This is a genomic window from Amycolatopsis nigrescens CSC17Ta-90, from assembly GCF_000384315.1.
GTDB lineage: Bacteria > Actinomycetota > Actinomycetes > Mycobacteriales > Pseudonocardiaceae > Amycolatopsis > Amycolatopsis nigrescens.
The window spans coordinates 1,778,238-1,800,265 of sequence record NZ_ARVW01000001.1 but is presented as its reverse complement, the minus strand read 5'-3'; the positions used below and the strand labels follow the sequence as shown (position 1 = coordinate 1,800,265).

Sequence of the window (22,028 nt, the reverse complement as noted above, 5' to 3'; positions counted from 1 at the left end):
GCGCGGGCGGGACGCCAGTGGCCGATCATCCGGCGTGCGGCGCTGCCTGAGCGTCGGGTTCGTGCCGGAGGACCGCGAGGTACTCGTGCTGTTCCCGCAGCAGCTCGCCGAGGCCCGGCCGCGGTTCGGGCGGCAGAACCTGTTCTCCCACCACGATTTTCGTCAGCACCAGGCCGGTGCCGGTGAGCAGCAGGGCCAGGTCGGCCGGGGTGTAGCAGCGCAGGACCTGGCTGATCCGGCGCTCGGGACTCGCGGTCTCCCACCAGGTGTCGGTGGCCGTGCAGGTGACCGGGTCGAACTGGGTCCGCTCGCCGAGTTCGTGGTGGTAGCCGGCGGCGGGATCCGGGGTCAGGTGCTCCTCGTCGCCGTCCCACCGGGCCCAGACGAACGGGTTGAAGACGTCGATCAGCGCGGCCCCGCCCGGCCGCAGCCATTCGGACGCGATCCGCATCAGCAGCCGCCGCTGGTCGGCATCGGAACCGACGCCGAACCCGTTCCAGTAGCAGACGAAGTCGAACCGTTCCGCCATCCGCACCCGGTAGAAGTCTGCTTTGTGGACGGTCAGCGACCCGGGGCCGACATCCTCGGCCAGCCCCTCGGTGAAGTCCGCGCGGTCGCTGATGTCGACCGCGGTCACCGCGTGCCCCGCCCGCGCGGTGGCCACGGCCGTCGCCCCGTAGCCGGATCCCAGCTCCAGCACCCGTCCCACCTCGCCGCCGTGGTCGTGCAGCAGCCGCACGCGGTGGTGGTCCCGGTCGGTGACCCGGGCGTCGGCCTCGGCCCACCAGTCGCCGGTCCTGGAGTAGAACTCCCGCACCCAGTCCATCGGCCAAGCCAAGCAGAGACCACGAACGTGGGACCACCGGTTTTCGCCACGGGGTGCTAGAACGGGGCGATGTCAACGCCGCCCGCCGTCGACGGGCTCGAACCGGACTGGCCGACCTGTCGGGAAGACCTCGTGCCCCCTTGTGCCGGAGTTCAAGCCATCGGTTTCGACCGCTGCCTGGCCCACCTCGCCCACGATGACCTCGGTGCGGTGCTGGGGCGGTTGCGTCCCGGCGCAGATCTGGACGCGCGTGGCACCACGTTCGACACCAACCTCCTCACCAAGTTGCTCTACGCCGTCAGTGGCGAGGACGGTGACGGTCCCCGATTCGGGACCCTGCTCTGCACGCACGCGTGGTTCACCGGAGACGCCGGGTTCGACGGCGCGCGGTTCGACGGGCATGCCTGGTTCGACGGCGTGCGGTTCGACAAGGACGCCGAGTTCGGTGACGCGCGATTCGGCGGGCGTGCCTGGTTCGGCAGTGCGCGGTTCGCCGGGCGTGCCTGGTTCGGTGATGCGCGGTTCGACGGGTACGCCGAGTTCGGTGATGCGCGGTTCGACGGACGTGCCAGGTTCGACCGCGCGCAGTTCGGCGGGGATGCCAGGTTCGACGGTGCGGTTTTCAGTGGGAACGCCTCGTTCGTCAGCGCACAGTTCGACGAGGTGGCGGATTTCGACGGCGCGCGGTTCAGCCGTGATTCCTTGTTCGACGGCGCGCGATTCGGCGGAGATACCCAGCTCAACGGCGCGCGATTCAGCAGAGACGCCGGCTTCGGCCGCGCTCAGTTCACGGCCGCCACGAAACTGGGGCCCTTCACAGCGGCGGCGCTGGAACTGGACGAGGTGGTGTTCGCCCGGCCGGTGGTGGTGGAAGTCGAGGCGGGCCGGGTGTCCTGTGACCGCGCCCGGTTCGAGAGCGGGGCGACGCTGCAGGTGAAATACGCGACCGTGAGCCTCAAGCAGGTGGCACTGGGCGGGCCGTCGTCACTGGAAGGCCGGTCGCAGCTCTTCCTGCCGGTCACCTTCGCGACCGTGCAGGCTTCCTTGGAGCGCGCGGAGGCCTGGGATCGCCGTGCCGCGCAGTATCGCGACCGGGGCGAGCTGAGGCTGGGCGAGGAGTGGGTGCCCGGGCTGATCTCCTTGCAGGGCACCGATGTCTCCGAGCTGGTGCTGACCGATGTGGACCTGCGGTGGTGCCGGTTCGCGGGCGCGCACCACCTGGACAAGCTGCGGATCGAGTGCCGCTGCCCGTTCCACCGGCCACCTCGCGGGTGGCACCGCGCGCGTACCTGGCCGCCGGTGCGGCGGTGGACCCGCCGCCAGGTCCTCGCCGAGGAACACGCCTGGCGCCGCGGAGAGCTGGGCGGCATCGACGCCGGCTGGCAGTCGTATCCGTTCGACCAGGACCCGGCCGGGGTCGGGCCGGAGCGGCTGGCGGTGCTCTACCGCTCACTGCGCAAAACGCTGGAGGACGGCAAGGACGAGGCCGGCGCTGGCGACTTCTACTACGGCGAGATGGAAGCCCGCCGGCACAGCGGATCGCTGCGGGACCGGATCGTGCTGACCGCCTACTGGCTGCTCTCCGGCTACGGCCAGCGGGCCGGCCGTGCGCTCGCTGGCCTCGCCGTGCTCGTCGCGGTCATCACCGTCCTGCTGCTGGGCTGCGGACTGCCCGCGAACAGCGTGGCGCAACCGGTCACCGGCACCCTGCAGGTCGCCGGCCCGCCCACGCTGCCCCCGCCCGCGCAACGCTGGACCTGGAACAGGACGGAGAAAGCGCTCCAGATCGCGCTGGGCTCGGTGGCCTTCCGCGACGCGGGCCAGCAGCTGACCCCCGCCGGCACCTGGATCGTGATGACCGGGCGGTTCCTCGGCCCCGTGCTGCTCGCCCTCGCCGCCCTCGCCGTCCGCGCCAGGGTCAAACGATGACGGCGTTTGCTCAGGTCGCTGACCAGGACGGGGGTCTGCCGAGAAAAGCGGCCAGCCGGTCGAGAGCCGGGGCGTCTTCGGCGATCGGCTGAGCCGGTTCGAACCGCCCGGTGCGCGGCATCTTGGTGAGCTGTTCCCGGATGAAGAGCAGGGCCTGCTCGATCAGCTCGTCGGGCAGGTGGCCGACGGGCTGGCCGGTGGCGCGGCCGAGATCCCAGCCGTGCGCGAGCAGGTCCGCGATGCGGATCGAGAGCCGTACCGCGCCGGTGGTGGTGCCCAGCGCGCTGGTGAAGGTCCGGTCCAGCACGCCCGGCTGGTCGAACGCGGCCAGCAGTTCCGCGGCCGAGCGGCGGTAGGCGCCGGCCGGGTCCGCGCCGAGCAGCTCGCTACCGGGTTCGGGCAGTGCCTGGTCGCGCAGCAGCGCGGCGAAGATCAAGTTCACCTCGACCAGGTGGTTGACGAGGTCGCGCACGGTCCAGTCGGTGCACGGGGTCGGCGCCTGCCACTGGTCCTCCCGCACCCCGTCGACCAGGATGCCGACCGAGCCGAACAGCCGGTCCATTTGTTCGACGTTGAGGGGCATGAGCTGATTCTATCGCCGCGGTGCGGTCTGGTTTTCCAGCACGTGGAGCAAGATGCGCTTGAACGCGGTCAGCTCGGTGCGGCTGATGCCGGTGAAGGCGTGTTCGACGGAGGCAGCGATCGCTTCGCGGAGTTTCGGGTAGAGCTTCGCGGCGCGGGCGGTGCGGTGCACGATGACGCTGCGTCGGTCGTCCGGGTTCGGCACGGTCTCGATGAGCCCTTTGTGCTGCAGTCGGGCCAGCAGGCGGGAGGTGGCCCCGGTGTCGATGTTGAGGTAGGCGGCGATGGTCTTGGGGGTGTCCGCCTTCCGCTCGGAGAGCAGCCACAGGACTGTCCACTGTGCACCGGTGACGCCGTAGGGGGCCAGTGCCTTGTCGTTGCCGGTGTTGATGGCCATCGCGGTCAGGTTGGTCAGGAAGCCGGGACTGTCGGACTCGGAGAACTGTAGGGACATGACCGGCAGATTAGCTGCCTGGACAGTAGTTGTCCTAGCAGTAGCTGCCTAGGCAGTGATATGGTCGTGGCGTCTCACGAGGGAAGGGGTTTCGCCATGAACAGTCGGTTTCCGGTGCGGGTGACCTGGCCGCTGGATGATCTGGTCCTGCTGGAACACGCCGATCCCGGTGGTGCGCCGCATGGTCTGCCGACGAACACCTACGCGGTGCTCGCGGGCGACCGAGCGCTGATCGTCGACGCGTCGGTGGAGTACCTGTCCGGCCCGTTGGGCGAGCTGGCCGATGCCGGTTTCCGGCCGGCGGCGCTCGCCTTCACCCACCATCACCTGCCGGTGAACGGGGACGCCGATTTCATCCGGCGGTTCAGCGGCGAGTTCGGCATTCCGGTGCTGATGCACCGCCTCGACATCGCACATCCGCTGGCCAAGCGGACCGGGCTGGCCTTCACCGACGTCGAGGCCGGCTCGCCGCTGGCCCCCTTCGGGCTCGAGGTGCTGCACTTTCCCGGCCAGACCGAGGGCAGCGTGCTGTTCTACCGCGAACGCGACGGGCTGCTGCTCGCCGGCGACTCGGCGATGGGCCCGACCCAGGACCAGGCCGGAGACGGTCTGCGGCGGCTGGTGCGCACCCCATGGGACACCAGCGTCGATGACGAGGCCCTGCGGCAGAACTGGCAGCGGTTCCGGCTTCCGGTCCGCCATGTCGCGCCACTGCACGGGAAACCGCAGTTCCACCAACCGGACCTCGCCGAGTTGATGAAGCCGCTGGTCCGTGCCGCGGCGACGGAAGGAATGACCGGCGAGCCGGCGATCTTGCCGTAGTTTCCCCGGCCGGCGTCAGCCGTTCAGCCGCACGGTGAGCGTGACGCGGTCCTTGTCGTCGCGGTGCGCGACGGCCAGGCCCGTGCGCTCGGTTCCCTCCAGCTCCAGCGAGATCGGGCCGCCGTCGCCGGTGAAGTTGCGCCACCAGTTCTTGGCGTCGGGCAGAGCGACGCCGATCTTGACGGTGTCGCCCGCCCGCTTGTAGGCGACGGGTGTGCTGAAGGTGCGTCCCGAGCGCCGCCCGGTGTAGGTGACGACCGTGAGGTACTTACCGACCAGCCGGCCGAACCGTGGCGACGAGCGCAGCGCGTTCGCCCCGGCGTTGAACCCGCCGACCATTCGCTTCGTCAGCGTTCCGCCGTACCGCATGAGATCTCCCTGGTGCCTTCTTCGCTGGTAGTCGCCACGCTAGCAGGACAAGTGGAGTGGGTCGTCCACTTAATCTAAAGTGAGAAGAATGAGCACCGAGGTATCTCGTATGGGGCTGCGGGCCGACGCACGGCACAACCGCGACCGGATCATCGAGGTGGCCAGGGAGCTGTTCGCCGAACGGGGACTCGACGTGCCGATGGCCGTGATCGCCCGGCATGCGCAGGTCGGCGTCGCCACGCTCTACCGCCGCTTTCCCACGAAGGAGTCGCTGATCACCGACGTGTTCGCCGACCAGTTCGCGAACTGCGCGGCGGTCGTGCACGACGGACTGGCCGACCCGGACCCGTGGCGGGGGTTCTGCGGCGTCATCGAAAAGGTGTGCGTCATGCAGGCCACCGATCGCGGGTTCAGCTCGGCCTTCCTCGCCGCGTTCCCCGACGCGGTCGACATCGACCAGCAACGCGAGTGCGCACTACGCGGTTTCACCGAGCTGGCCGACCGGGCCAAGGCCGCCGGCCGGCTTCGCGCCGACTTCGCCCCGGACGACCTTCCCCTGCTGCTGATGGCCAACAACGGCATTACCGCTGACTCCGCCGAGGTCGCCAGAGCCGCGTCCCGGCGGCTACTGGCCTATCTGCTCAACTCCCTCCGCGCCGACCACGCGGATCCGGCCGAGCCCCTGCCGCCACCGGCCCCGCTCAGCCTGTACGACGCCCTGTAGCCGCGGGCGTCACCGCCGGTCCGCGTCCGCGATCAGTTCGAGGGTGAACTCACCGGCAAGGCGGGGGAGTGCGGCGGGCTCCGGCCGGGTGCCGGGGGCTGGCTCGCCGGTCCGGTCGGCGAGGGCGGTGCGAAGGAGGGGATGCCAGCGCGCCGCGAAGGTGTCCAGCGCGTACTCGACGGCGTGCTCCTTCGCGATCACCTTGCCGGTGACGATCGTGTGGTGCAGGCGTGGCGGGCCGAGCACGCGGGCGATGGCCACCCGGTGTGCGGGGACCAGCGGCTTGCGCGGCGGTTTCCCGGACAACAGCTTCTCCGCCCAGCTTCGCCAATGCCCGCGCAACTGGCCCAGGTTCCACTCGCGCAGCAGGTCCGGCTCCGGATCGAGGCCGAGCCGGTCCGTGGCCGGGCCGCGCATCGCGATTCCGCGTTCCCGCAACACCTTCCACATCACCGGGTTCACATCGAAGCCGGCGCCACTCTTGAACGACCAGCCGCTGTGCGAAGCCAGCGGGCGGATCCGGGTCACCGGCTCACCGAGGTCGCCGGCCGAGACGAAGGCGCCGTTCATCGTCCCGGGAATGGTCGGCTCGGCCCTTTTCAGCGCCTGCCCGAAGGTTGCCGCGTTGCCGGCCGCGTGCAGGACACGCAGCCGGCGCAGCTCCCCGGCGCTGAGGCCGCCGTCCACCACGGCGATGAAGTCGAGGTCGCTGCGCCGTGGCGACCAGGCGTCCAGTGCGGCCGAGCCGACGAGGTAGCAGCCGGTGATCTTCCCCGGCAGCAGCCGGTCGGCGATGGTCAGGTAGCGGGCGACGGTGCGCGCGGCGGCCGGTGGGAGCATCCGCGCCAGTCTGCCATTCACCGGCTGGCCTCGGCGGGGGCCGGGGTTTCGGCCAGTCCGGTCAAGGCCTGCGGCAGAGAACCGTGGTGCAGCACGCCGAGGCGCTGGGTGGCGCGGGTGAGCGCGACGTAGAGTTCGGCCGCGCCGCGTGGACCCTCGGCGAGGATCCGTTCCGGGGCCACGACCAGGACGGCGTCGAACTCCAGGCCCTTCGTCTCCGACGGAGGCACCGTGCCCGGCACACCCGGTGGCCCGATCACGACGCTGGTGCCTTCGCGACCGGCTTCGTCCCGCACGAACTCCTCGATCGCGGCGGGCAGTTCGTCCTCGGTGACCCGCCTCGACCACGGCCGCACACCGCACGCGCGGACCGACTCCGGTGGCCGGACCCCTGGTGCGAACTCGGCGAGCAGCGCGGCCGCGACGGTCATGATCTCCGCCGGGGTGCGGTAGTTCACCGACAGCGACCGGTAGAGCCACCGACCCGGCACGTACGGCTCGAGCATGGTGTCCCACGCCCTCGCCCCGGCCGCCGACCGGCGCTGGGCGAGATCGCCGACCACCGTGAAGGACCGGCCGGGGCAGCGCCGCATCAGCACCCGCCAGTCCATTTCGGACAGTTCCTGGGCCTCGTCCACCACGATGTGCCGGTAGGTCCAGTCCCGGTCCGCGGCGGCTCGTTCGGCGAGTTCCCTGGTGTCCTGCTCGACGAAGCGGTCCGCCAGGTCCTCGTCGTAGAGCAGGTTCTCGGCGGAGAGCATGATGTCCTCGTCCATTTCCTCGCGGTCCAGCTTCATGATGTCCATGACGCCGGCGGCGTACTCGGCCTCCGCCTTGCGTTCCCGTTCGGCGGCCTGCTCGGTGGACTTGCCGGCCGTCTTGTTACTGCCCAGCAGGTCGACCAGCTCGTCGAGCAGCGGCACGTCCGACACCGTCCAGGCGTCGCCATCGGCGCGCAGCAGCGCCTGGTCGGCGCCCGCCGCGCGCAGCCGTTCGGGGGAGCTGTACAGCGATGCCAGCAGGGTTTCCGGCGTCAGGATCGGCCAGAGCTCGTCGAGCGCGGCGGCGAACTGGTCGTTTTCCGCGAGCTCGGCGAGCAGATCTTTCCGCAGGTCCTCCCATGCTTCGCGGTCCGCCCTGGTCAGCCAACCCCGGCCGATCCGGGCGATCGCCCGTTCGGTGAGCACATAGGTGACGATCTCGGTGAACACCGAGCGGGCCTCGTTGTGCGGCAGCCCGCTCGCCCGCGCCTCCTGGACGGCCCACTCCGCGGTCTCGGCGTCGATCCGCACCGCTGCGTCCGACAGTTCGATCGGCAGCGGGTGCTCCGGCAGCCGCTGCCGATCGGCGATCGCCGCCGCGAGCATGTCCAGTGCCTGCAACGAGCCCTTGAACCGCGCGACCTCCGGGGCGTCCTCGGCGGTGACCCGCAGCCATGGCACGAGGTCGCCGGGGGTCATGAACACCACGTCGGACTCGCCCAGCGACGGCAGCACGCGGCCGATGTGGTTCAGGAACGCCGGATTCGGCCCGACCACCAGCACCCCGTGGCGTTCCATCCGCTCCCGCTGGGTGTAGAGCAGGTACGCGACGCGGTGCAGCGCCACCACCGTCTTCCCGGTGCCAGGGCCACCCTCGATCACCAGCACCCCCTGGTGGTCGAGCCGGATGATCTCGTCCTGCTCGGCCTGGATCGTGGCCACGATGTCGCGCATTCCCTCGCCGCGCGGCGCGTTGACCGCCGCGAGCAGGGCGGCGTCTCCCCGGCCGCCCCGCTCCGCGTCGTCGGGGCGGCCGAACAGTTCGTCGGTGAAATCGGTCAGCCGGCGCCCGCGGGTGTGGAACTGACGGCGCCGGCGCATGTTCTCCGGGCTCGCGGCGGTGGCCACGTAGAACGCGCGCGACGCCGGCGCCCGCCAGTCGAGCAACACCGGTTCGTACTCGTTCCGCTCGTCGAAAAGGCCGATCCGGCCGATGTACGAATGGTCGCCCGAAACGCTGTCCAACCGGCCGAAACACAGCCCGTCGTCCGCCACGTCCAGCCGTTTCGCTTCTTTCGCCAGCGCGCGCACCTCGACATCTCGTTCCATCGGCGTCTCACCGTTTCCCCGCAGTGACGCGTTGTACGCACCCTTCACCCGCGCGCGCTCGGCGTCGAGTCGCTTGTAGAGCCCCGCCACGTAGCTCCGCTCGGACCGCAATTCTTCTTCGTACCCCTGAGTTGACACATGCCCCTCGCAGCGTTTAAACTGAAGTTACGTTCGGCGGGTTCTCCATTGGTTAATGGAAGACACGCCGATTTTTTATTGTCCGCTACTTGTCAAGTCCCCTTCGCGGAACACGAAGAATGGGATCTCGCGCTGGCACTAGGCTGAAGGCCGTGCGGGCGACGGTGCTGAACGGGGCCAAGGCGAGACTGGAGGCTGCCCTCGCCAGTGCCGGGATAGGACTGCCCTGGTGGGGCGCGGTTTGCGCGACGGGGATGGGCGTGCTCTTCGGTCTGGTCGCGATCGCGCAACGGGCCGCGTTGATGCCGGCGCCGGCACTGGTGCTGGCCGGGGTGCTCACCATCGTGTCGCTGCTGGGCTACGCCATCACGGGGGAGATCGCGCCACCGTGGCTGAAGGCGGGCACCGTGCTGGCCGCGGTGGCGATCCTGCTCACCGCACCGGTCGTGCCGGACTTCGCGCCCATGTCGCTGGTGATCCTGACCGCCGAGGTGGCGGTGACCGCGCGTCCGGTGCTGGCCTTCACCGTGACCGGGACGAGCATCGTGGTGCTGGGCGCGGCCACGGTGTGGGCCGGACTGGTCGGCTTCCAGGTGTACACGGTCGCCGTCCTGGTCGGGCTGATCGGCGGGTTCATGCTCAGCTGGTACGTCCGCGCGCTGGACGCCGAGCGCGGCGCGCGGGAAGCCGCGCAGGAGCAGGCGATCCTGGCCGAGCGGCAGCGCATCGCCCGCGACGTGCACGACGTGGTCGCGCATTCGCTCAGCATCACGCTGCTGCACCTGACCGGGGCCCGGCGCGCGCTGGAAGAGGACGGGGACGTCGACGAGGCGATCGACGGGCTCACCGACGCGGAACGGGCGGGGCGGGCGGCGATGGCCGACATCCGCCGGACGGTCGCGCTGCTCGCCGGTTCGTCTTCGGGCACCCGCCCGCTGCCCGGCGTGGACGACATCGCCGTCCTGGTCGAGCGCACCCGCGCGGCCGGGCTGGACGTGCGTTACGAGCAGGAGGGGGACCTGACGGCGGTGGGCGCGTCGGACGGGCTCGGCCTGTACCGGATCGCGCAGGAGTCGCTGACCAACATCGCCAAACACGCCCCCGACGCCAGCGCCGAGGTGCTGCTGTGGGCGGACGCGGCGAGCACCAGGCTCACCGTCCGCAACGGCCTGCCCGCCGCGGTGCCGAGCCCGGTGGGCAGCGGGTCCGGGCTGCCGGGCATGTCCGCCCGTGCCGAGCAGTTGGGCGGTGCGCTGCACGCCGGGCCCAGCGGGGAGCATTGGGTCGTGGACATCATGGTGCCTGGTCCGCAGGCGCGCGCAGAGCCGGTCAAGTCGTGACCGCAGGCCACCCGGGCGTGCGCGTGCTGCTCGTGGACGACCAGGAACTGGTCCGCTCCGGGCTGCGCCGCATCCTGCGCCCGCGCGACGGGTTCGTGATCGCCGGCGAGTGCGCGGACGGGGCCGAAGTGCCCGGCGCGCTGGCCGCCTGCGACGTCGATGTGGTCGTGATGGACCTGCGGATGAAGGAGGTCGACGGGATCGAGGCGACCCGGCGCCTGCGGCGGTCCGGCGACCACCCGCCGGTGCTGGTGCTGACCACCTTCGACGACGACGAGCTGCTGGCCGGCGCGTTGCGTGCCGGGGCCGCCGGCTACCTGCTCAAGGACTCCACGGCCGAGGACCTGATCCGCGCCGTGCACGCGGTCGCCGCGGGCGACGCCTGGCTCGACGTCGCGGTCACCGCGCGCGTGCTCAGCACCTACCGGCAGGCCGCCGACCGGCACCCCGGCTCACGTGCCGAGCTGCTCGCCCCCGGCGAACAGGACGTCCTGCGCGCCATCGGCCGTGGCCTGTCCGACGCCGAGATCGCCGACGCGCTGGACATTTCCGAGTGCACCGTGCGAGGCAGGCTCGAGCGGATCCTCGCCGAACTCGGGCTGCGCGACCGGGCCGCCGCCATCGTCTACGCCTTCGACCACGGCATCGTCACCCCCGGCCGGAGCGCCACCGACGCTGCTGACGAGGAAACCGATCCCGCGCCGCGGCCGGTCGTCCGGGAGCCGCCGCCGGGCCCGGTCTCGACGCTCCGGTTCGCCGTGCTCGGGCCGCTGCGGGCGTGGCGCGGCGCGGAGCAGCTGGATCTGGGGCCGGTCCGCCAGCAGGCCCTGCTGGCCGCGCTGGTGCTGCGCCCGGATGTGACGGTCAGCCAGCAGGAGCTGCTCGACGACGTGTGGGGCCTGGAGCCGCCGGGCACCGGCGGCAAGGTGGTGCCGGTGTACGTGTTCCGGCTGCGCAGGTGCCTCCGGTCGGCCGAGGAGAGCACCTCGGACTCGGTGATCGTCCGCGGCCGCGGCGGTTACCGCTTCGCCGGCGACGGGGTCTGGATGGACGTGGTGTGGCTGGAGGAGCTCGTCACCCAGGCGGGCGCGGCCGAGCAGGCGGGTGAGCTGACCGCCGCGGTGGGCGCCTGCGCGGACGCGCTCGACCTGTTCCAGGGGGAACCCTTGGCCGGGCTGCCCGGGCCCTTCGTGGCGGGGGAGCGGCTGCGGTTGACGGAACGCCGGATCGCGTTGTCGCAGAAGAAGGCGGAGCTTCAGCTGCGGCTGGGACGGCACGCGGAGACGGTCGGCGAGCTGGCCGCGCTGACCGCGGCGCATCCGCACAGCGAACCGCTGGCCGCGTTGCTGATGCGCGCGCTCTACGGCGCCGGCCGTCGGACGGAAGCGCTTGCGGTGTACAGCGGCACGCGCGCCCGGCTGGTCGACGACCTCGGCGTGGAGCCGGGCGAGGAGCTGCGGCGAACGCACAACGCGGTGCTGTGCGAGGACGGCGAAAGCCTTGGCGGGTATCCCGGTGGGCTGGCTGCGCGACCGGGATACCCGCGTCCGGACTAACCGCGCAGTGCGTCCTGCTCGGAGCGGGCGGCCAGCCCTTCGCTGACGTGCAGGATCGCGTCGGCGGTGTCGACGATCGCGTGGTCGAGCGGGAAGTAGCCCATCCACTTGGTGATGTCGGTGCGCGTGCGGGCGGAAGCGACCGTGCCGGCCGGGGTCAGGCCCCAGGTGGTGGTACCGCGCTGCAGGAAGCCCTCATGGGTTTCCGGTTCGGGCTCGCCGAGGCCGATGCCTTCGCTGCGGCCAAGGCTGCCGGCGACGAAGGTGTACCGCTCGCCAAGCAGCGACCCCACGATGGCGCCGGCGGAGAACCAGTCGAGCTCCATCTCGCCAAGCCGCATGTGGCTCGGGTTCCGCTGCAGGTGGAGGTTGTGCGCGAAGACCAGCGTCGCTCCCCGCCCTCCCTCGGCTTCGCGGAGGTCGAGGAGGTTCTGTGCCATCAGCGAGTCCCTGGTGGCGGACATCCGGGTCCACCGGGCACTGTCCGCCATCGGCTGCGCCGCCTGCTTGTGGTAGCGCAGCAGGCTGAGGCCGCCGATGAGGTGCGTCCTGGCCCGGAACCATTCGGCGCGCGAGGTCGCCGCGATCAGCTCGGGTGCGCGCGCGTAGAGCGAGGTGAGCAGGTCGTCGGCGATCACGCGCAGGCTTTCGGCTTCGGCCGTGGCGCCGACCGACTCGGCCGCGTCCAGCACCGCCTCCGTGCGGCTCCACCGCTCGTCATCCCCGGCGAGGCCCGCGAGGTCGGCGTCGAGTCGGTCGAGTCGCAGGTAGTCGCGGGCGTGTTCGAGGTAGCTCCGCGGGCTTGGCGCGTTCATCATCTCCGTGGGCGCGTCGAAGCCGTAGAAGGCCAGTCGTTCTTCCGGCGGCCGGGCATCGTTGTAGTCGCGCATCCAGGAGACCAGCTCCCGGTTGGCGTCGAAGTCGCCGAAGTTGTGCGAGAAGCCTTCGCTCATCGCGGTGTCGAGGGTGCCGACGCCCTCCTGGACGAAGTCGTTCACGATGAGTGCGGCCACGTGATCGGTCTCCAGCGCGATCGACCGGTAGCCGCGGTCGGCCAACTGGACGAACAGCTCGTTGCGGATCCAGGCGAAGGCCGGTTCCCGGTGCGTCGGCTCACCGAAGGCCAGCAGCTCGACTGAGGTGGTTGCGAAGTCTCGAATGTCCTGACTCATGGGTCTCAATCGTATCGTTGAAAGGTCGGTTGAAACTTTCGCAGCGTTGGCCTTGGGAACGTGCGGTAAAGTCTCAAACCGGTGATCACCTTGCGACCAGCCGACCTCGCGCGCGAGCACGGCCTCTCCACCCAGGCGGTCCGCAACTACGAGCAGCACGGGTTCATCCCGCCCGCCGAGCGCACCCCCGCCGGGTACCGGATCTACACCGAGCTGCACGCGGCGGCGCTGCGCGCCTACCTCGCGCTCATCCCGGGCTACGGGTACGCGGTGGGCGGTCGGATCATGCACGCGCTCTCCGGCGGTGAACTCGACCGCGCGCTGACGCACCTCGACCGCGGCCACAGCCAGTTGCTCCGCGACCGGGAAACCCTCGATTCGGTCCGGAAAGCGGTGGGTCATCTGATGGCGGAGTCCGACGCCGCCCCGGAACGCGAGGTGGACGTCGAGACCCGGACCATCGGCGAACTCGCGCATCGGCTCGGGGTCACCCCGGCCACCCTGCGCAACTGGGAAGGCGCCGGCATCCTCGTCCCCGAACGAGACCCGGCCACCGGGTACCGCGGCTACCGGGCGAGCGACATCCGCGACGCCGAACTCGCCCACCTGCTCAGACGCGGGGGATACCCGCTGGCCCACATCTCCACCGTGGTCGGGCAGATCCGGACGGCGGGCGGTACCGGCACCCTGGCCAGTGCGCTGGACGACTGGCGGCGGAAGCTGACCGCGCGCGGCCTCGCCATGCTCGACGCGGCCACGCACCTCAGCCACTACCTGAGCCTGCTCGACCCCGCCGCGCCTCGGATCGCGGGTGACTAGGAGTCGGGTGGGGATTCGAGCGCTGTGGCGATTTCGTTCGCGATCCCGGCCGGCATCGGGCCGGGCGCCAGCGCCGCGGTGAGCTCGACCAGCGCGATGTGGCCTCGCCAGTCCTGGCGGAAACGCCCACCGGACAACAGGGTGATCACCTGCCGCGCGGCCGGGTTGAGCGGGTAGTGCTCCGGCGCGATCCGGCCGCGGTCCGGGCCCATCACCCGCAGCGCTGGTCGATGCCGCGGGTCCACGACGCTGGTCGCGGTGACCTCCGGTCCGTAGAACCCGCCGACGAGCCGGTCGACGAGGCGTTCCTCGGCGGCGGTGTACCAGGTCAGTTCCCCCGACGGCGCGATGACCACCCACACACTGTCCGGCCGGTACTCGGTGCTGCTCACGTTCCTCCCTCGAAAGCGGTTCCACTGCAAGCGGAACCTCTTGGCGCCCACCCCTGTATCGACCGGAACGGTGACGGCTTTGAGGGAAGCCGGGCGGCAGCAACGGACCGCGGGAAGAAAGGGCCGGTCAGCCGGCGTGCGTGGAACACCGGGGTCCCCGCGGCGGGTGAGGCGCCGGCCGGCGGTCAGCCGTGGCCGACGATGGCGGTCACGCGGATCTCGACGCGCATCTTCGGGGCACCGAGGGCGGGCACCCCGATCTCGGTCCAGATGGGCGCGCGGTCGCCCATGCGCTTGCGGAACTGCTCCACCATCACGCGGTTGTGGACCTCGCCGATGAAGTCGGCGGAGCCGGGCACGTGGTAGGAGTTCACCGCGACGACGTCTCGCCAGCCGGCGCCGGCGGAGGCGAGGGTCCGCTCGACGTTCTCGAAGGCCTGGACGATTTCGGCTTCGAGGGAATCGGGAAAGTTCCAGTCGTCGTCCCAGCCTCCCTGGCCTGAGGTCTCCACCCGGTCGCCGATTCGGACCGCCTGGCTGTAGTGCATCTCGGCCAGCTGCGTCTCGCCGTAGCCGGGCGTGGCGAAGAACTCCGGCTCAGTCATGGAGACCCCTTCGAATTGACTTCATGTGTGAAGTCAACCTAGCACCGTTTCGCTTCATGCGTAAAGTCATCCCGGCTCGGTAGGGTGCCGCCATGGCCGCAAGCCCGAACCCCGGTGAGGACGTCCCGGACGAGACGCTGTGGCTGACCGCGGACGAAAAAGAGGCATGGACCGGGCTGGTCTCACTGGTGCTGCTGCTGCCGGGACGGCTGGAAACGCCGCTGCAGCACGGCGCCGGCCTGACCCTGTTCGAGTACCTGGCCCTCAGCCACATCTCGGAGGCCCCGGAACGCCGCCTGCGGATGAGCGAGCTGGCCTACCTGGCCAACGGCTCCCTCTCGCGGCTGTCCAACGTGGTCAAGCGGTTCGAGCAGCGCGGCTGGGTGGAGCGTTCGCCCGACCCCGACGACGGGCGGTACACCATCGCCGCTCTCACCGACGCCGGCTATCGCGTGGTCGTCGCCGCCGCGCCCACGCATGTGCGCGCGGTGCGGCGGTTCGTGCTCGACCCGCTCACCGCCGCCGACCAGCAGGCGCTGGCCCGCATCGCCGCCAAGCTGCGGGTGCGGCCCGCCGATCTGGCTTAGTCGGGGGTCGCGCCGAACACGCGGAACAGGCTGGTGCGGAGTGCTTCCGCCGCTTCGGTTTCGGACATCCGGCGGGCGTCGACCTCTTCGCCCGCGGTGTGCGCGAGCGAGATGGTGACCGCGACCAGCCAGCCGGGCGCGAGCCGGTCGTCGAACTCCCCGTTCGCCTGGCCCCGCTGGATGACCTTTCGCAGCCGGTCCGCGACGGGGGCGTGGCGTTCGTGGTCGTCCTCCTTGCTCACCGGCAGCGAGCTGGTGTGCTGGAGCAGCACGGAGTACCGCCCGGCCAGCCGGCCGCTGGCGTCGAGCAGCCGCAGCAGCGCGTCCGCGGCCGGTCCCGAGTCGAGCTCCACGGCGTCCATCGCGGCGACGGTTTCCTCGGTGACCTGGTCCAGTGCCGCGGCCAGCAGCTGGTCCCGCGAAGGGAAGTGGGCGTAGACCGTCTGGCGGGTCACGCCCGCGGCGGTCGCGATGGCCTCGACGCTGACCTCGGGCTGGGAGTTCAGCAGCCGGATCGCCGCGTCCAGGATGGCGGACCTGCTGCGCCGGGCGTCGGCGCGGCGGTTCCGGGCCGGAGGTGGGCTCATCTCTTACACCTTGCCAAAGTTGTCGGATAGTGCATATCTTACAGGTTGTAAGAGATCATTCGGCAGGAGGACCATGAGACCACTCAGCGACACCGACCCGAAGCAGTTCATCGCCGACTTCTACGCCGGTTTCAACGAAGAACTGCTGCGCAGCGACGAAGATCCGGCGCTGGTCGTCGACCGCTACCACACGCCGGACATCGTCCAGGTCGCCGACGGGCACCGGATGGATCGCGCCAAGCTGATCGCGCACACCCGCCCGGTGCGCAAGAACCGGTTCGGTGGCCGGATGGAAGTGCACGACGCGATGGTGGACGGGGACCGGCTCGCGGCCCGGTACACCTTGTTCGTGGAGAACCACAAGAGGAACCTCACCATCGAGGTGTGCTTCTTCGGGCAGTTCGCCCCGGACGGGCGGATGCGCCAGGCGCACCTGCTCACCCGCACTCTTACCGCCGGCTCCGAGTCATGACCGAAAGTTCTTACGCCGTAAGCGGAATGACCTGCGGCCACTGCGCCGCCTTCGTCACCGAGGAGATCGAACGCGTCGCCGGTGTCACGGCCGTGACCGTGGACGTGGCGAACGGCGCGGTCACGGTGACCAGTGACCGGGAGCTGGACCTGGCGGACATCCGCGGCGCGGTCGAAGAAGCGGGCTACGAACTGACCACTGTGGACGATTGACCCGGCCGGGTGTCGAGGGTGCGGGTGCCGGTGGCGATGCCGGTGACCGCGGCGAGCGTGGTCACGGCGAACACCGCGACCAGCGCCGCCACCGGTACCCAGCCGGCCGTCTGGCCGTAGGCGATGATCGCGCCGCCGACGCCGGTGACCAGCGCGACGGACAGGGTTTCGGCGAGCTGGAGATTGCCGCTGGTGGCGCCCTTTTCGGCGTCGGTGGACTGGCCGAGGGCGAGGGTGGTGACCGAGGGGTAGACCAGGCCCATGCCCACGCCGCCGACCGCCCAGCCGGCGATCGCGATGGCGGCCGAAAGGCCCGTGTGCAGGTCGGTGTGCAGGGCCACGGCCACGGTGATCGCAGTGGATCCTGCGGCGAGCAGCACGAATCCGACGACGATGCGGCGCCGCCGGCCGAGATTGCCGCCGCGCTCGTCGACGCGGGCCTGCAGCCAGGCGCCGGCGACCCAGGACACCGCGCCGGCCGCGAGGGCGAGCCCGGAACGGTCGTGGAGAACGCGAACACGCTGGTCATGAGGAGGGGAAAGAACGCTTCGGAGCCGTAGTAGCCGGCGCTGACCAGGCCGCGCACCGCGATGGCGCTGGGCAGCCCCCTGCGCAGGGTCAGGGCGCCGGCCGGCAACAGGATCCGGAGCGCCGGCAGGGCGATGGCGGCACCGAGGACGACCAGCGGGACGAGCAGCACCAGGTTTCGGGTGTCCAGCCCGACCAGCACGGCGCCGATCCCGATGGCGAGCGCGATGGTCGCGAGCAGTCGTCTCGGCGAACCGGGCGCTCCGCTGCCGGGGCCGCGCAACCTGGGCAGCGTGGGCAGCACGGCCAGAACGGCCAGCGGAATGAACACTCCGAACACCGCGCGCCAGCCGATCAGGTCGGCCAGCGCGCCGAGCACCACCGGCCCGGCCAGTGCGGGCACGGTCCAGCAGGAGGCGACCAGCGCCAGCATCCGCGCGCGCAGGCGCTCGGGGTAGCCGCGCCCCACCGCGAGGTAGACCACGGTCAGCACCCCGCCGACGCCGAAGCCCTGTGCGGCGCGGCCGATCAGCAGCACGATCCAGGTCGGCGCCGCGGCCGCGACCACGCAGCCGGCGGCGAACACCACGAAGGACGCCAGGAACGGGCGCACCGCACCGGCGCGGTCGGCCCATTGGCCGATGGTCACCGCGGCGACCATGTTGGCGAGCATGAATCCGGTGAACGCCCAGCCGTACAGCGAAAGCCCGCCGAGCTCGTCGGCGATCACCGGCAGCACGGTGGTGACCCCAAGCCACAGGAACGCCACCACCGTGACCGATCCGGCCAGCCCCACCGTCAGTGCCCGGTAGCCGGGGCCGAGCAGCCCGCCGTCTTCTTCGCCGTCGCGCACGGTTCTCCTTATATAGGCCTTTAACAATTTAGTTATTTGGCAATATAGGCAGGCGGCGAACAAGCTGTCAACAAGGATGGGCCGCTACCGAACGGATGGTCATCAGGTGCCTGGAAAAGAGTTCGAGGTCGACGCGTTCCTGTCGCGACCGCTAACCGCCCGGATCGCGACGAACGGCCCGACCGTCCGGCCGGCCTGGTTCCTCTGGGAGGACCGGGCGTTCTGGGTGCTGACCGGCACCTGGACGAAACTGCTGCACCGGGTGCTGGCGGATCCCGTGCTCGCGCTCGTGGTCGACGAGTGCGACCTCGCCACCGGGCTGGTCCGGCAGGTCATCGCCCGCGGCCGGGCCGAGATCCTGCCGTTCGACGTGCCGCGCGGACGCCGCAAGCTCGCCCGCTACCTCGGCGCCGACGAGACGAGCTGGGACCAGCGATTCCGCTCGTACCTCTACGACGACCCCGCGCGGAGCGGGACCAACTGGCTGCGGCTGCGTCCGGACTCCCTGATTGCCAAGGACCTGAGCTACACCGTCTGAGCACGCCGGCGCTGACAGCTTCAGGTCAGCGGACCGGGCCGGCCCGCTCCAGGCCATACCGTGAGCGCGTTGCACGGTGACCGGAGAAAGCTGAAGAGACAGGGGCGCGAGTGATGGGGTCGGTAAGGCTTCTCAAGAGAGGGCAGCGGCGGGGTACAGGCGCCGTGGCCGCGACCGGGATGGTTGTGGTCGCGGTTCTCGGCATGCCCGGCGCGGTCGCTTCGGCCGCGAGTCCGCTGGAGATCGCGGGTGTCACCGCCAGTGCCGACGACGGCAACGTCGCGGCGAACACCCTGGACAAGGATCTGTCCACGCGCTGGTCCGCCGAGGGCGACGGGGTGTGGATCCGGTACGACCTCGGCTCGGCGCAGACGGTCGGCTCGGTGTCGCTGGCCTGGCACCAGGGCAACACCAGGAAGACGACGTTCGACGTGCAGCTGTCCGGCGACGGATCGTCGTGGTCCACGGTTGCCGCGGGCAGAACCAGCAGCGGGAGCTCGACCGGCCTGGAGAACTACGACCTGCCGGACAGTTCGGCGCGGTACCTGCGGATCGTCGGCCACGGCAACACGACGAACGAATGGACCAGCATCACCGAGACGACCGTCAACGGCGCCGACGGGACGGGAGGCGACTGCGAACATCCGGCGGATGTGCTGGACCTGACGAACTGGTACGTCGGGCTGCCGATTGGTGAGGACGAAAGCCCCACCAACGTCGAGCAGCCGGAACTGGACACGTACTCGATCGACCCGTGGTTCGTCGCCACCCCGGAATGCGACGCGGTCCAGTTCCGCGCCGCCGTCAACGGGGTGACCACGAGCGGCTCGAACTATCCCCGCTCGGAACTGCGGGAGATGAAGAACTCGGGCACCGAGAAGGCAAGCTGGTCCTCGACCTCGGGCAGGCACACCATGGTGATCGAGGAAGCCATCACCGCGCAGCCCAAGGACAAGCCCGATGTCGTGGCCGGGCAGATCCACGATGCCAACGACGATGTCTCGGTCTTCCGCCTGGAAGGCAGCAAGCTCTACATCACCAACGGGAACACCAGTGATCACAAGCTGGTGACCGAGAACTACGTGCTGGGCACGAAGTTCCAGGCGAAGTTCGTGGTCGAGGGCGGCAAGATCAAGGCCTACTACAACGGCGTGCTCCAGACCACCATCTCGAAGAGCTTCAGCGGCGGCTACTTCAAGGCCGGCGCGTACACGCAGGCGAACTGCGAAAAGTCGTCGCCGTGCGAAGACGGCAACTACGGCGAGGTGAAGATCTACGGGCTGAGCGTCACGCACGACTAGAAGACCACCGGTGGTGCCGGCCGTTCCCTGCCGGCACCACCTTCTTCGCTGTGACAAGCGAGACGCGTGCGTGCCTATCCCCGTACCTCGGACATACTGGAGTGATCAGCGGGAAGGGAGCGCACCGTGAGTAACGAACACGACCCGCAGCACGCCGCTTTGCACGAGCACCAGCCGACCTCCGCGATCGCACCGCCGCCCGTGGGTGACGCTCCGTCACCGCCGCCGGTACTGCCGCCCGATGCCCGCGGGACCGGCCTGCTCGTCATCGTCCGAGGGCCAGGGGTCGGTACCCGGTTCCCCCTGTCGGACGGCACGATCACCATCGGCCGGCACGCCGAATGCGACATCAGACTCGACGATCTCACCGTTTCCCGCCAGCACGCGGAACTCCACCGCAAGGGCGACGGGCTGGAACTCGTCGACCTCGGATCGCTCAACAGCACCTACGTCAACCGGCTTCCCGTGGACAGGGTGACCATCAATCCCGGTGACGAGATCTGGATCGGCAAGTTCCGGCTGGCCTATCTCGCCTGAGGATGTGGCTGGTACCAGTCGGATCGTTGTAGCTCGTATTCGACCTCGCCTTGCTCGGTACCGGGGAGCGGGTCGTCGAAGTGCAGGTGGAAGGTGCGCACGTACTTCAGGCCGGCCCGCTCCAGCACCCGGCGGGAGGCGGTGTTGACGGCCATGGTCTGGGCCCAGACCCGCTGGGTGCCGAGTTCGGTGAACGCCTTGCGGATCAACGCAAGCGATCCCTCGGTGGCGTAGCCCCGGCCCCATGCCGACGACTTGAGCCGGTAGCCCAGTTCCCGCTCGTCGGCCCGGCCGTCCTCCGGCGGCTGGAGCGCGAACCGGCCGAGGAACTCTCCGGTGGACCGTTCGACGGCGGCCCACCGGCCTTCCCTGCCGCGGCGGTAGTCGTGCAGGATCCCGGGCAGCACCTCGTTCTCGATCTCGGCGCGCGGTGTCGGCTCCCCGGTGAGGAAGCGCATCACTTCGGGGTCGCTGTGCAGCAGGACCAGGTTTTCCACGTCGTCCTCGGTGAACCGGCGCAGCACCAGCCGGGTTGTTTCCAGGAAGACGTGCACCGCTGTGCCTTTCTCGACGCCTTTCTCGACGGACCTGATCGTCCGCCATCCTGACCGCAGCCGCCCGCACCCGTCCACCGGTTATCCGCCGCCTTGGGTCAGCCGAGTTTGTCGGCCAAGTCGGAGAAATCGGCGGTGTTCCAGCGTTCCGGTCGCATGCGGAAGGCGATGTTGCCGGACTGCGCGGCATGGGTCGCCTTGACGTATCCGGCGGCGAGTTCCGGGCCAAGGTAGCGCGCGGCCATCTCGTAGCGTTCCTCTTCGGTGACCGGCCTGGTTTCGAGCACCGGCCCTTCCACCGTCACGTAGCGGTACGGGCCATCGGTCGCCTGGACGCACAGCGCGAACCGGCCAGCGTCGGTGATCAACCGGGTCTTGCGCAGCCCTGGTGAAGTCAGCACCTTGACATCACCGCCGGGGCGGTAGTCGTACCAGATCGGCGTGGTCAGCGGGGCTCGGCCGGTTTCGCTCGCGACGCTCAGTACGCCGACGTAAGGCTCGGCGAGGAAGCTCTCGCGCTGCTCGGGGTTCATCTTGCGGGACATCCAGGGCTCCTTAAGGCAATCAGGTTTGCTTTAACACTAGCCGCGACTAAAGCGAATGTCACGGCTTTAAGATGGGCGCATGACGACGACCAGACCCGGCGGCCGCAGTGCCCGCGTCCGCGACGCCGTGCATCAGGCCGTGGTCGAACTGCTCGTCGCCGGGGAGTTCGAGGCCGCGATCCCGAAGATCGCCGAACGCGCCGGGGTGAACCCCACCAGCATCTACCGCCGCTGGGGCACCCGGGAGAACCTCCTGCTGGACGCGGCCGTGACCCGCCTGCAGGCGACGTCGCCGATCCCGGACACCGGCTCCCTGCGCGGCGATCTGCTCGCCTGGGCCGGGCGTGTCGAGCGCGCGATGGCCGACCCCGGCGGCCAGGTGGTGCTGCGCGCGCTGATCGCGGCCATGGCGACCAGGACGTCCGGCGAGCGGCAGGGCGAGCGGCTCTTGGCCCGCGGCGCGGACCTGCAGGAGATGCTGGACGCGGCCGCCGCCCGCGGCGAACCCGTGCCGTCCGTCGACGAGGTGCTGGACTACGTGCTGGCGCCGCTCTACCTGCGGGTCCTGCTCGGCATCCCGGTCGAACCGGAAACCACCGCGGTGCTGGTCGGCCGCCTGCTCGGGCACCGGGCACCGTGAGTCAGCCGATCGGTGG

The 22,028-nt window shown here is 70.3% G+C and carries 26 protein-coding genes; 13 read left to right on the top strand and 13 right to left on the bottom strand.

Annotation, left to right across the window (positions count from 1 at the left end):
• Nucleotides 1–25: 25 nt before the first annotated feature.
• Nucleotides 26–826, bottom strand: coding sequence for a class I SAM-dependent methyltransferase (locus AMYNI_RS0108265; RefSeq protein ID WP_020667531.1), 801 nt, complete (start codon nt 824–826; stop codon nt 26–28).
• A 69-nt stretch (nt 827–895) separates the two neighbouring features.
• Between AMYNI_RS0108265 and AMYNI_RS0108260 the strand changes: the two genes are divergently transcribed.
• Nucleotides 896–2,755 (top strand): pentapeptide repeat-containing protein, encoded by a 1,860-nt coding sequence (locus tag AMYNI_RS0108260; RefSeq protein ID WP_281170256.1) that lies wholly within the window; start codon nt 896–898, stop codon nt 2,753–2,755.
• 10 nt (nt 2,756–2,765) lie between these two features.
• Here AMYNI_RS0108260 and AMYNI_RS0108255 read toward each other — a convergent pair whose 3' ends face one another.
• Both AMYNI_RS0108255 and AMYNI_RS44015 read right to left on the bottom strand, forming a co-directional pair.
• Nucleotides 2,766–3,338 carry a TIGR03086 family metal-binding protein gene (locus AMYNI_RS0108255; RefSeq protein ID WP_020667529.1) on the bottom strand — a complete coding sequence of 191 codons (573 nt, stop codon included), beginning with the start codon at nt 3,336–3,338 and terminating at the stop codon, nt 2,766–2,768.
• Nucleotides 3,339–3,347: 9 nt separating this feature from the next.
• Nucleotides 3,348–3,791, bottom strand: coding sequence for a MarR family winged helix-turn-helix transcriptional regulator (locus AMYNI_RS44015; RefSeq protein ID WP_020667528.1), 444 nt, complete (start codon nt 3,789–3,791; stop codon nt 3,348–3,350).
• 96 nt (nt 3,792–3,887) lie between these two features.
• On the opposite strand from AMYNI_RS44015, the gene AMYNI_RS0108245 reads away from it, so the two are divergent.
• The gene (locus tag AMYNI_RS0108245) at nt 3,888–4,613 is read left to right on the top strand and encodes an MBL fold metallo-hydrolase (protein ID WP_020667527.1); all 726 of its coding nucleotides are present in this window, start codon (nt 3,888–3,890) and stop codon (nt 4,611–4,613) included.
• 15 nt (nt 4,614–4,628) lie between these two features.
• Here AMYNI_RS0108245 and AMYNI_RS0108240 read toward each other — a convergent pair whose 3' ends face one another.
• Nucleotides 4,629–4,982, bottom strand: a complete 354-nt coding sequence (locus AMYNI_RS0108240) for a nitroreductase/quinone reductase family protein (RefSeq protein WP_020667526.1) — start codon at nt 4,980–4,982, stop codon at nt 4,629–4,631.
• A gap of 88 nt (nt 4,983–5,070) precedes the next feature.
• Between AMYNI_RS0108240 and AMYNI_RS0108235 the strand changes: the two genes are divergently transcribed.
• A complete protein-coding gene (locus tag AMYNI_RS0108235; RefSeq protein ID WP_026360184.1) occupies nt 5,071–5,706 on the top strand; it encodes a TetR/AcrR family transcriptional regulator in 636 nt (211 codons plus the stop codon).
• A gap of 9 nt (nt 5,707–5,715) precedes the next feature.
• Here AMYNI_RS0108235 and AMYNI_RS0108230 read toward each other — a convergent pair whose 3' ends face one another.
• Nucleotides 5,716–6,546, bottom strand: a complete 831-nt coding sequence (locus tag AMYNI_RS0108230; RefSeq protein ID WP_020667524.1) for a nucleotidyltransferase family protein — start codon at nt 6,544–6,546, stop codon at nt 5,716–5,718.
• 17 nt (nt 6,547–6,563) lie between these two features.
• Nucleotides 6,564–8,774: an RNA polymerase recycling motor ATPase HelR gene (gene helR, locus AMYNI_RS0108225; protein WP_026360183.1), complete on the bottom strand. Its 2,211-nt coding sequence runs from the start codon at nt 8,772–8,774 to the stop codon at nt 6,564–6,566.
• Nucleotides 8,775–8,926: 152 nt separating this feature from the next.
• On the opposite strand from helR, the gene AMYNI_RS0108220 reads away from it, so the two are divergent.
• Nucleotides 8,927–10,114 carry a sensor histidine kinase gene (locus AMYNI_RS0108220; protein WP_040405612.1) on the top strand — a complete coding sequence of 396 codons (1,188 nt, stop codon included), beginning with the start codon at nt 8,927–8,929 and terminating at the stop codon, nt 10,112–10,114.
• Nucleotides 10,111–11,670 carry a BTAD domain-containing putative transcriptional regulator gene (locus tag AMYNI_RS44010; protein WP_020667521.1) on the top strand — a complete coding sequence of 520 codons (1,560 nt, stop codon included), beginning with the start codon at nt 10,111–10,113 and terminating at the stop codon, nt 11,668–11,670. Before AMYNI_RS0108220 ends, AMYNI_RS44010 begins: the two co-directional genes overlap by 4 nt.
• On the opposite strand, the gene AMYNI_RS0108210 is transcribed toward AMYNI_RS44010, so the two are convergent.
• Nucleotides 11,667–12,842: an erythromycin esterase family protein gene (locus AMYNI_RS0108210; RefSeq protein WP_020667520.1), complete on the bottom strand. Its 1,176-nt coding sequence runs from the start codon at nt 12,840–12,842 to the stop codon at nt 11,667–11,669. The genes AMYNI_RS44010 and AMYNI_RS0108210 overlap by 4 nt on opposite strands.
• 81 nt (nt 12,843–12,923) lie before the next feature.
• On the opposite strand from AMYNI_RS0108210, the gene AMYNI_RS0108205 reads away from it, so the two are divergent.
• Nucleotides 12,924–13,661 (top strand): TioE family transcriptional regulator, encoded by a 738-nt coding sequence (locus AMYNI_RS0108205; RefSeq protein ID WP_020667519.1) that lies wholly within the window; start codon nt 12,924–12,926, stop codon nt 13,659–13,661.
• Here AMYNI_RS0108205 and AMYNI_RS0108200 read toward each other — a convergent pair.
• Both AMYNI_RS0108200 and AMYNI_RS0108195 read right to left on the bottom strand, forming a co-directional pair.
• A complete protein-coding gene (locus AMYNI_RS0108200) occupies nt 13,658–14,053 on the bottom strand; it encodes a hypothetical protein (RefSeq protein WP_020667518.1) in 396 nt (131 codons plus the stop codon). The genes AMYNI_RS0108205 and AMYNI_RS0108200 overlap by 4 nt on opposite strands.
• 185 nt (nt 14,054–14,238) lie before the next feature.
• Nucleotides 14,239–14,658, bottom strand: coding sequence for a RidA family protein (locus tag AMYNI_RS0108195; protein WP_020667517.1), 420 nt, complete (start codon nt 14,656–14,658; stop codon nt 14,239–14,241).
• A gap of 92 nt (nt 14,659–14,750) precedes the next feature.
• On the opposite strand from AMYNI_RS0108195, the gene AMYNI_RS0108190 reads away from it, so the two are divergent.
• Nucleotides 14,751–15,245, top strand: a complete 495-nt coding sequence (locus tag AMYNI_RS0108190) for a MarR family winged helix-turn-helix transcriptional regulator (RefSeq protein WP_020667516.1) — start codon at nt 14,751–14,753, stop codon at nt 15,243–15,245.
• Here AMYNI_RS0108190 and AMYNI_RS0108185 read toward each other — a convergent pair.
• Entirely contained in the window at nt 15,242–15,832 is a 591-nt protein-coding gene (locus tag AMYNI_RS0108185) for a TetR/AcrR family transcriptional regulator (protein WP_020667515.1), read from the bottom strand. The two genes, AMYNI_RS0108190 and AMYNI_RS0108185, sit on opposite strands and share 4 nt — an antisense overlap.
• Nucleotides 15,833–15,905: 73 nt before the next feature.
• Between AMYNI_RS0108185 and AMYNI_RS0108180 the strand changes: the two genes are divergently transcribed.
• Nucleotides 15,906–16,304 (top strand): nuclear transport factor 2 family protein, encoded by a 399-nt coding sequence (locus AMYNI_RS0108180; RefSeq protein ID WP_020667514.1) that lies wholly within the window; start codon nt 15,906–15,908, stop codon nt 16,302–16,304.
• Nucleotides 16,301–16,516, top strand: coding sequence for a heavy-metal-associated domain-containing protein (locus AMYNI_RS0108175; protein ID WP_026360182.1), 216 nt, complete (start codon nt 16,301–16,303; stop codon nt 16,514–16,516). Before AMYNI_RS0108180 ends, AMYNI_RS0108175 begins: the two co-directional genes overlap by 4 nt.
• 61 nt (nt 16,517–16,577) lie before the next feature.
• Here AMYNI_RS0108175 and AMYNI_RS47985 read toward each other — a convergent pair whose 3' ends face one another.
• Nucleotides 16,578–17,897: an MFS transporter gene (locus AMYNI_RS47985; RefSeq protein WP_169515717.1), complete on the bottom strand. Its 1,320-nt coding sequence runs from the start codon at nt 17,895–17,897 to the stop codon at nt 16,578–16,580.
• A gap of 106 nt (nt 17,898–18,003) precedes the next feature.
• Here AMYNI_RS47985 and AMYNI_RS0108155 point away from each other — a divergent pair, with 106 nt between their 5' ends.
• The 3 genes from AMYNI_RS0108155 to AMYNI_RS44000 all read left to right on the top strand — a co-directional run bounded on the left by AMYNI_RS0108155 (nt 18,004) and on the right by AMYNI_RS44000 (nt 20,273).
• Nucleotides 18,004–18,435, top strand: coding sequence for a pyridoxamine 5'-phosphate oxidase family protein (locus AMYNI_RS0108155; protein WP_020667509.1), 432 nt, complete (start codon nt 18,004–18,006; stop codon nt 18,433–18,435).
• 164 nt (nt 18,436–18,599) lie between these two features.
• Complete coding sequence (locus AMYNI_RS0108150; protein WP_020667508.1) at nt 18,600–19,736, top strand: polysaccharide lyase family 7 protein; 1,137 nt, start codon at nt 18,600–18,602, stop codon at nt 19,734–19,736.
• Nucleotides 19,737–19,862: 126 nt separating this feature from the next.
• Nucleotides 19,863–20,273: an FHA domain-containing protein gene (locus AMYNI_RS44000; RefSeq protein WP_020667507.1), complete on the top strand. Its 411-nt coding sequence runs from the start codon at nt 19,863–19,865 to the stop codon at nt 20,271–20,273.
• On the opposite strand, the gene AMYNI_RS0108140 is transcribed toward AMYNI_RS44000, so the two are convergent.
• Both AMYNI_RS0108140 and AMYNI_RS0108135 read right to left on the bottom strand, forming a co-directional pair.
• Nucleotides 20,261–20,827: a GNAT family N-acetyltransferase gene (locus tag AMYNI_RS0108140; RefSeq protein WP_040406676.1), complete on the bottom strand. Its 567-nt coding sequence runs from the start codon at nt 20,825–20,827 to the stop codon at nt 20,261–20,263. The genes AMYNI_RS44000 and AMYNI_RS0108140 overlap by 13 nt on opposite strands.
• A gap of 98 nt (nt 20,828–20,925) precedes the next feature.
• Nucleotides 20,926–21,372: a pyridoxamine 5'-phosphate oxidase family protein gene (locus AMYNI_RS0108135; RefSeq protein ID WP_020667505.1), complete on the bottom strand. Its 447-nt coding sequence runs from the start codon at nt 21,370–21,372 to the stop codon at nt 20,926–20,928.
• 79 nt (nt 21,373–21,451) lie between these two features.
• On the opposite strand from AMYNI_RS0108135, the gene AMYNI_RS0108130 reads away from it, so the two are divergent.
• Nucleotides 21,452–22,012 carry a TetR/AcrR family transcriptional regulator gene (locus tag AMYNI_RS0108130; RefSeq protein WP_020667504.1) on the top strand — a complete coding sequence of 187 codons (561 nt, stop codon included), beginning with the start codon at nt 21,452–21,454 and terminating at the stop codon, nt 22,010–22,012.
• Nucleotides 22,013–22,028 lie beyond the last annotated feature (16 nt).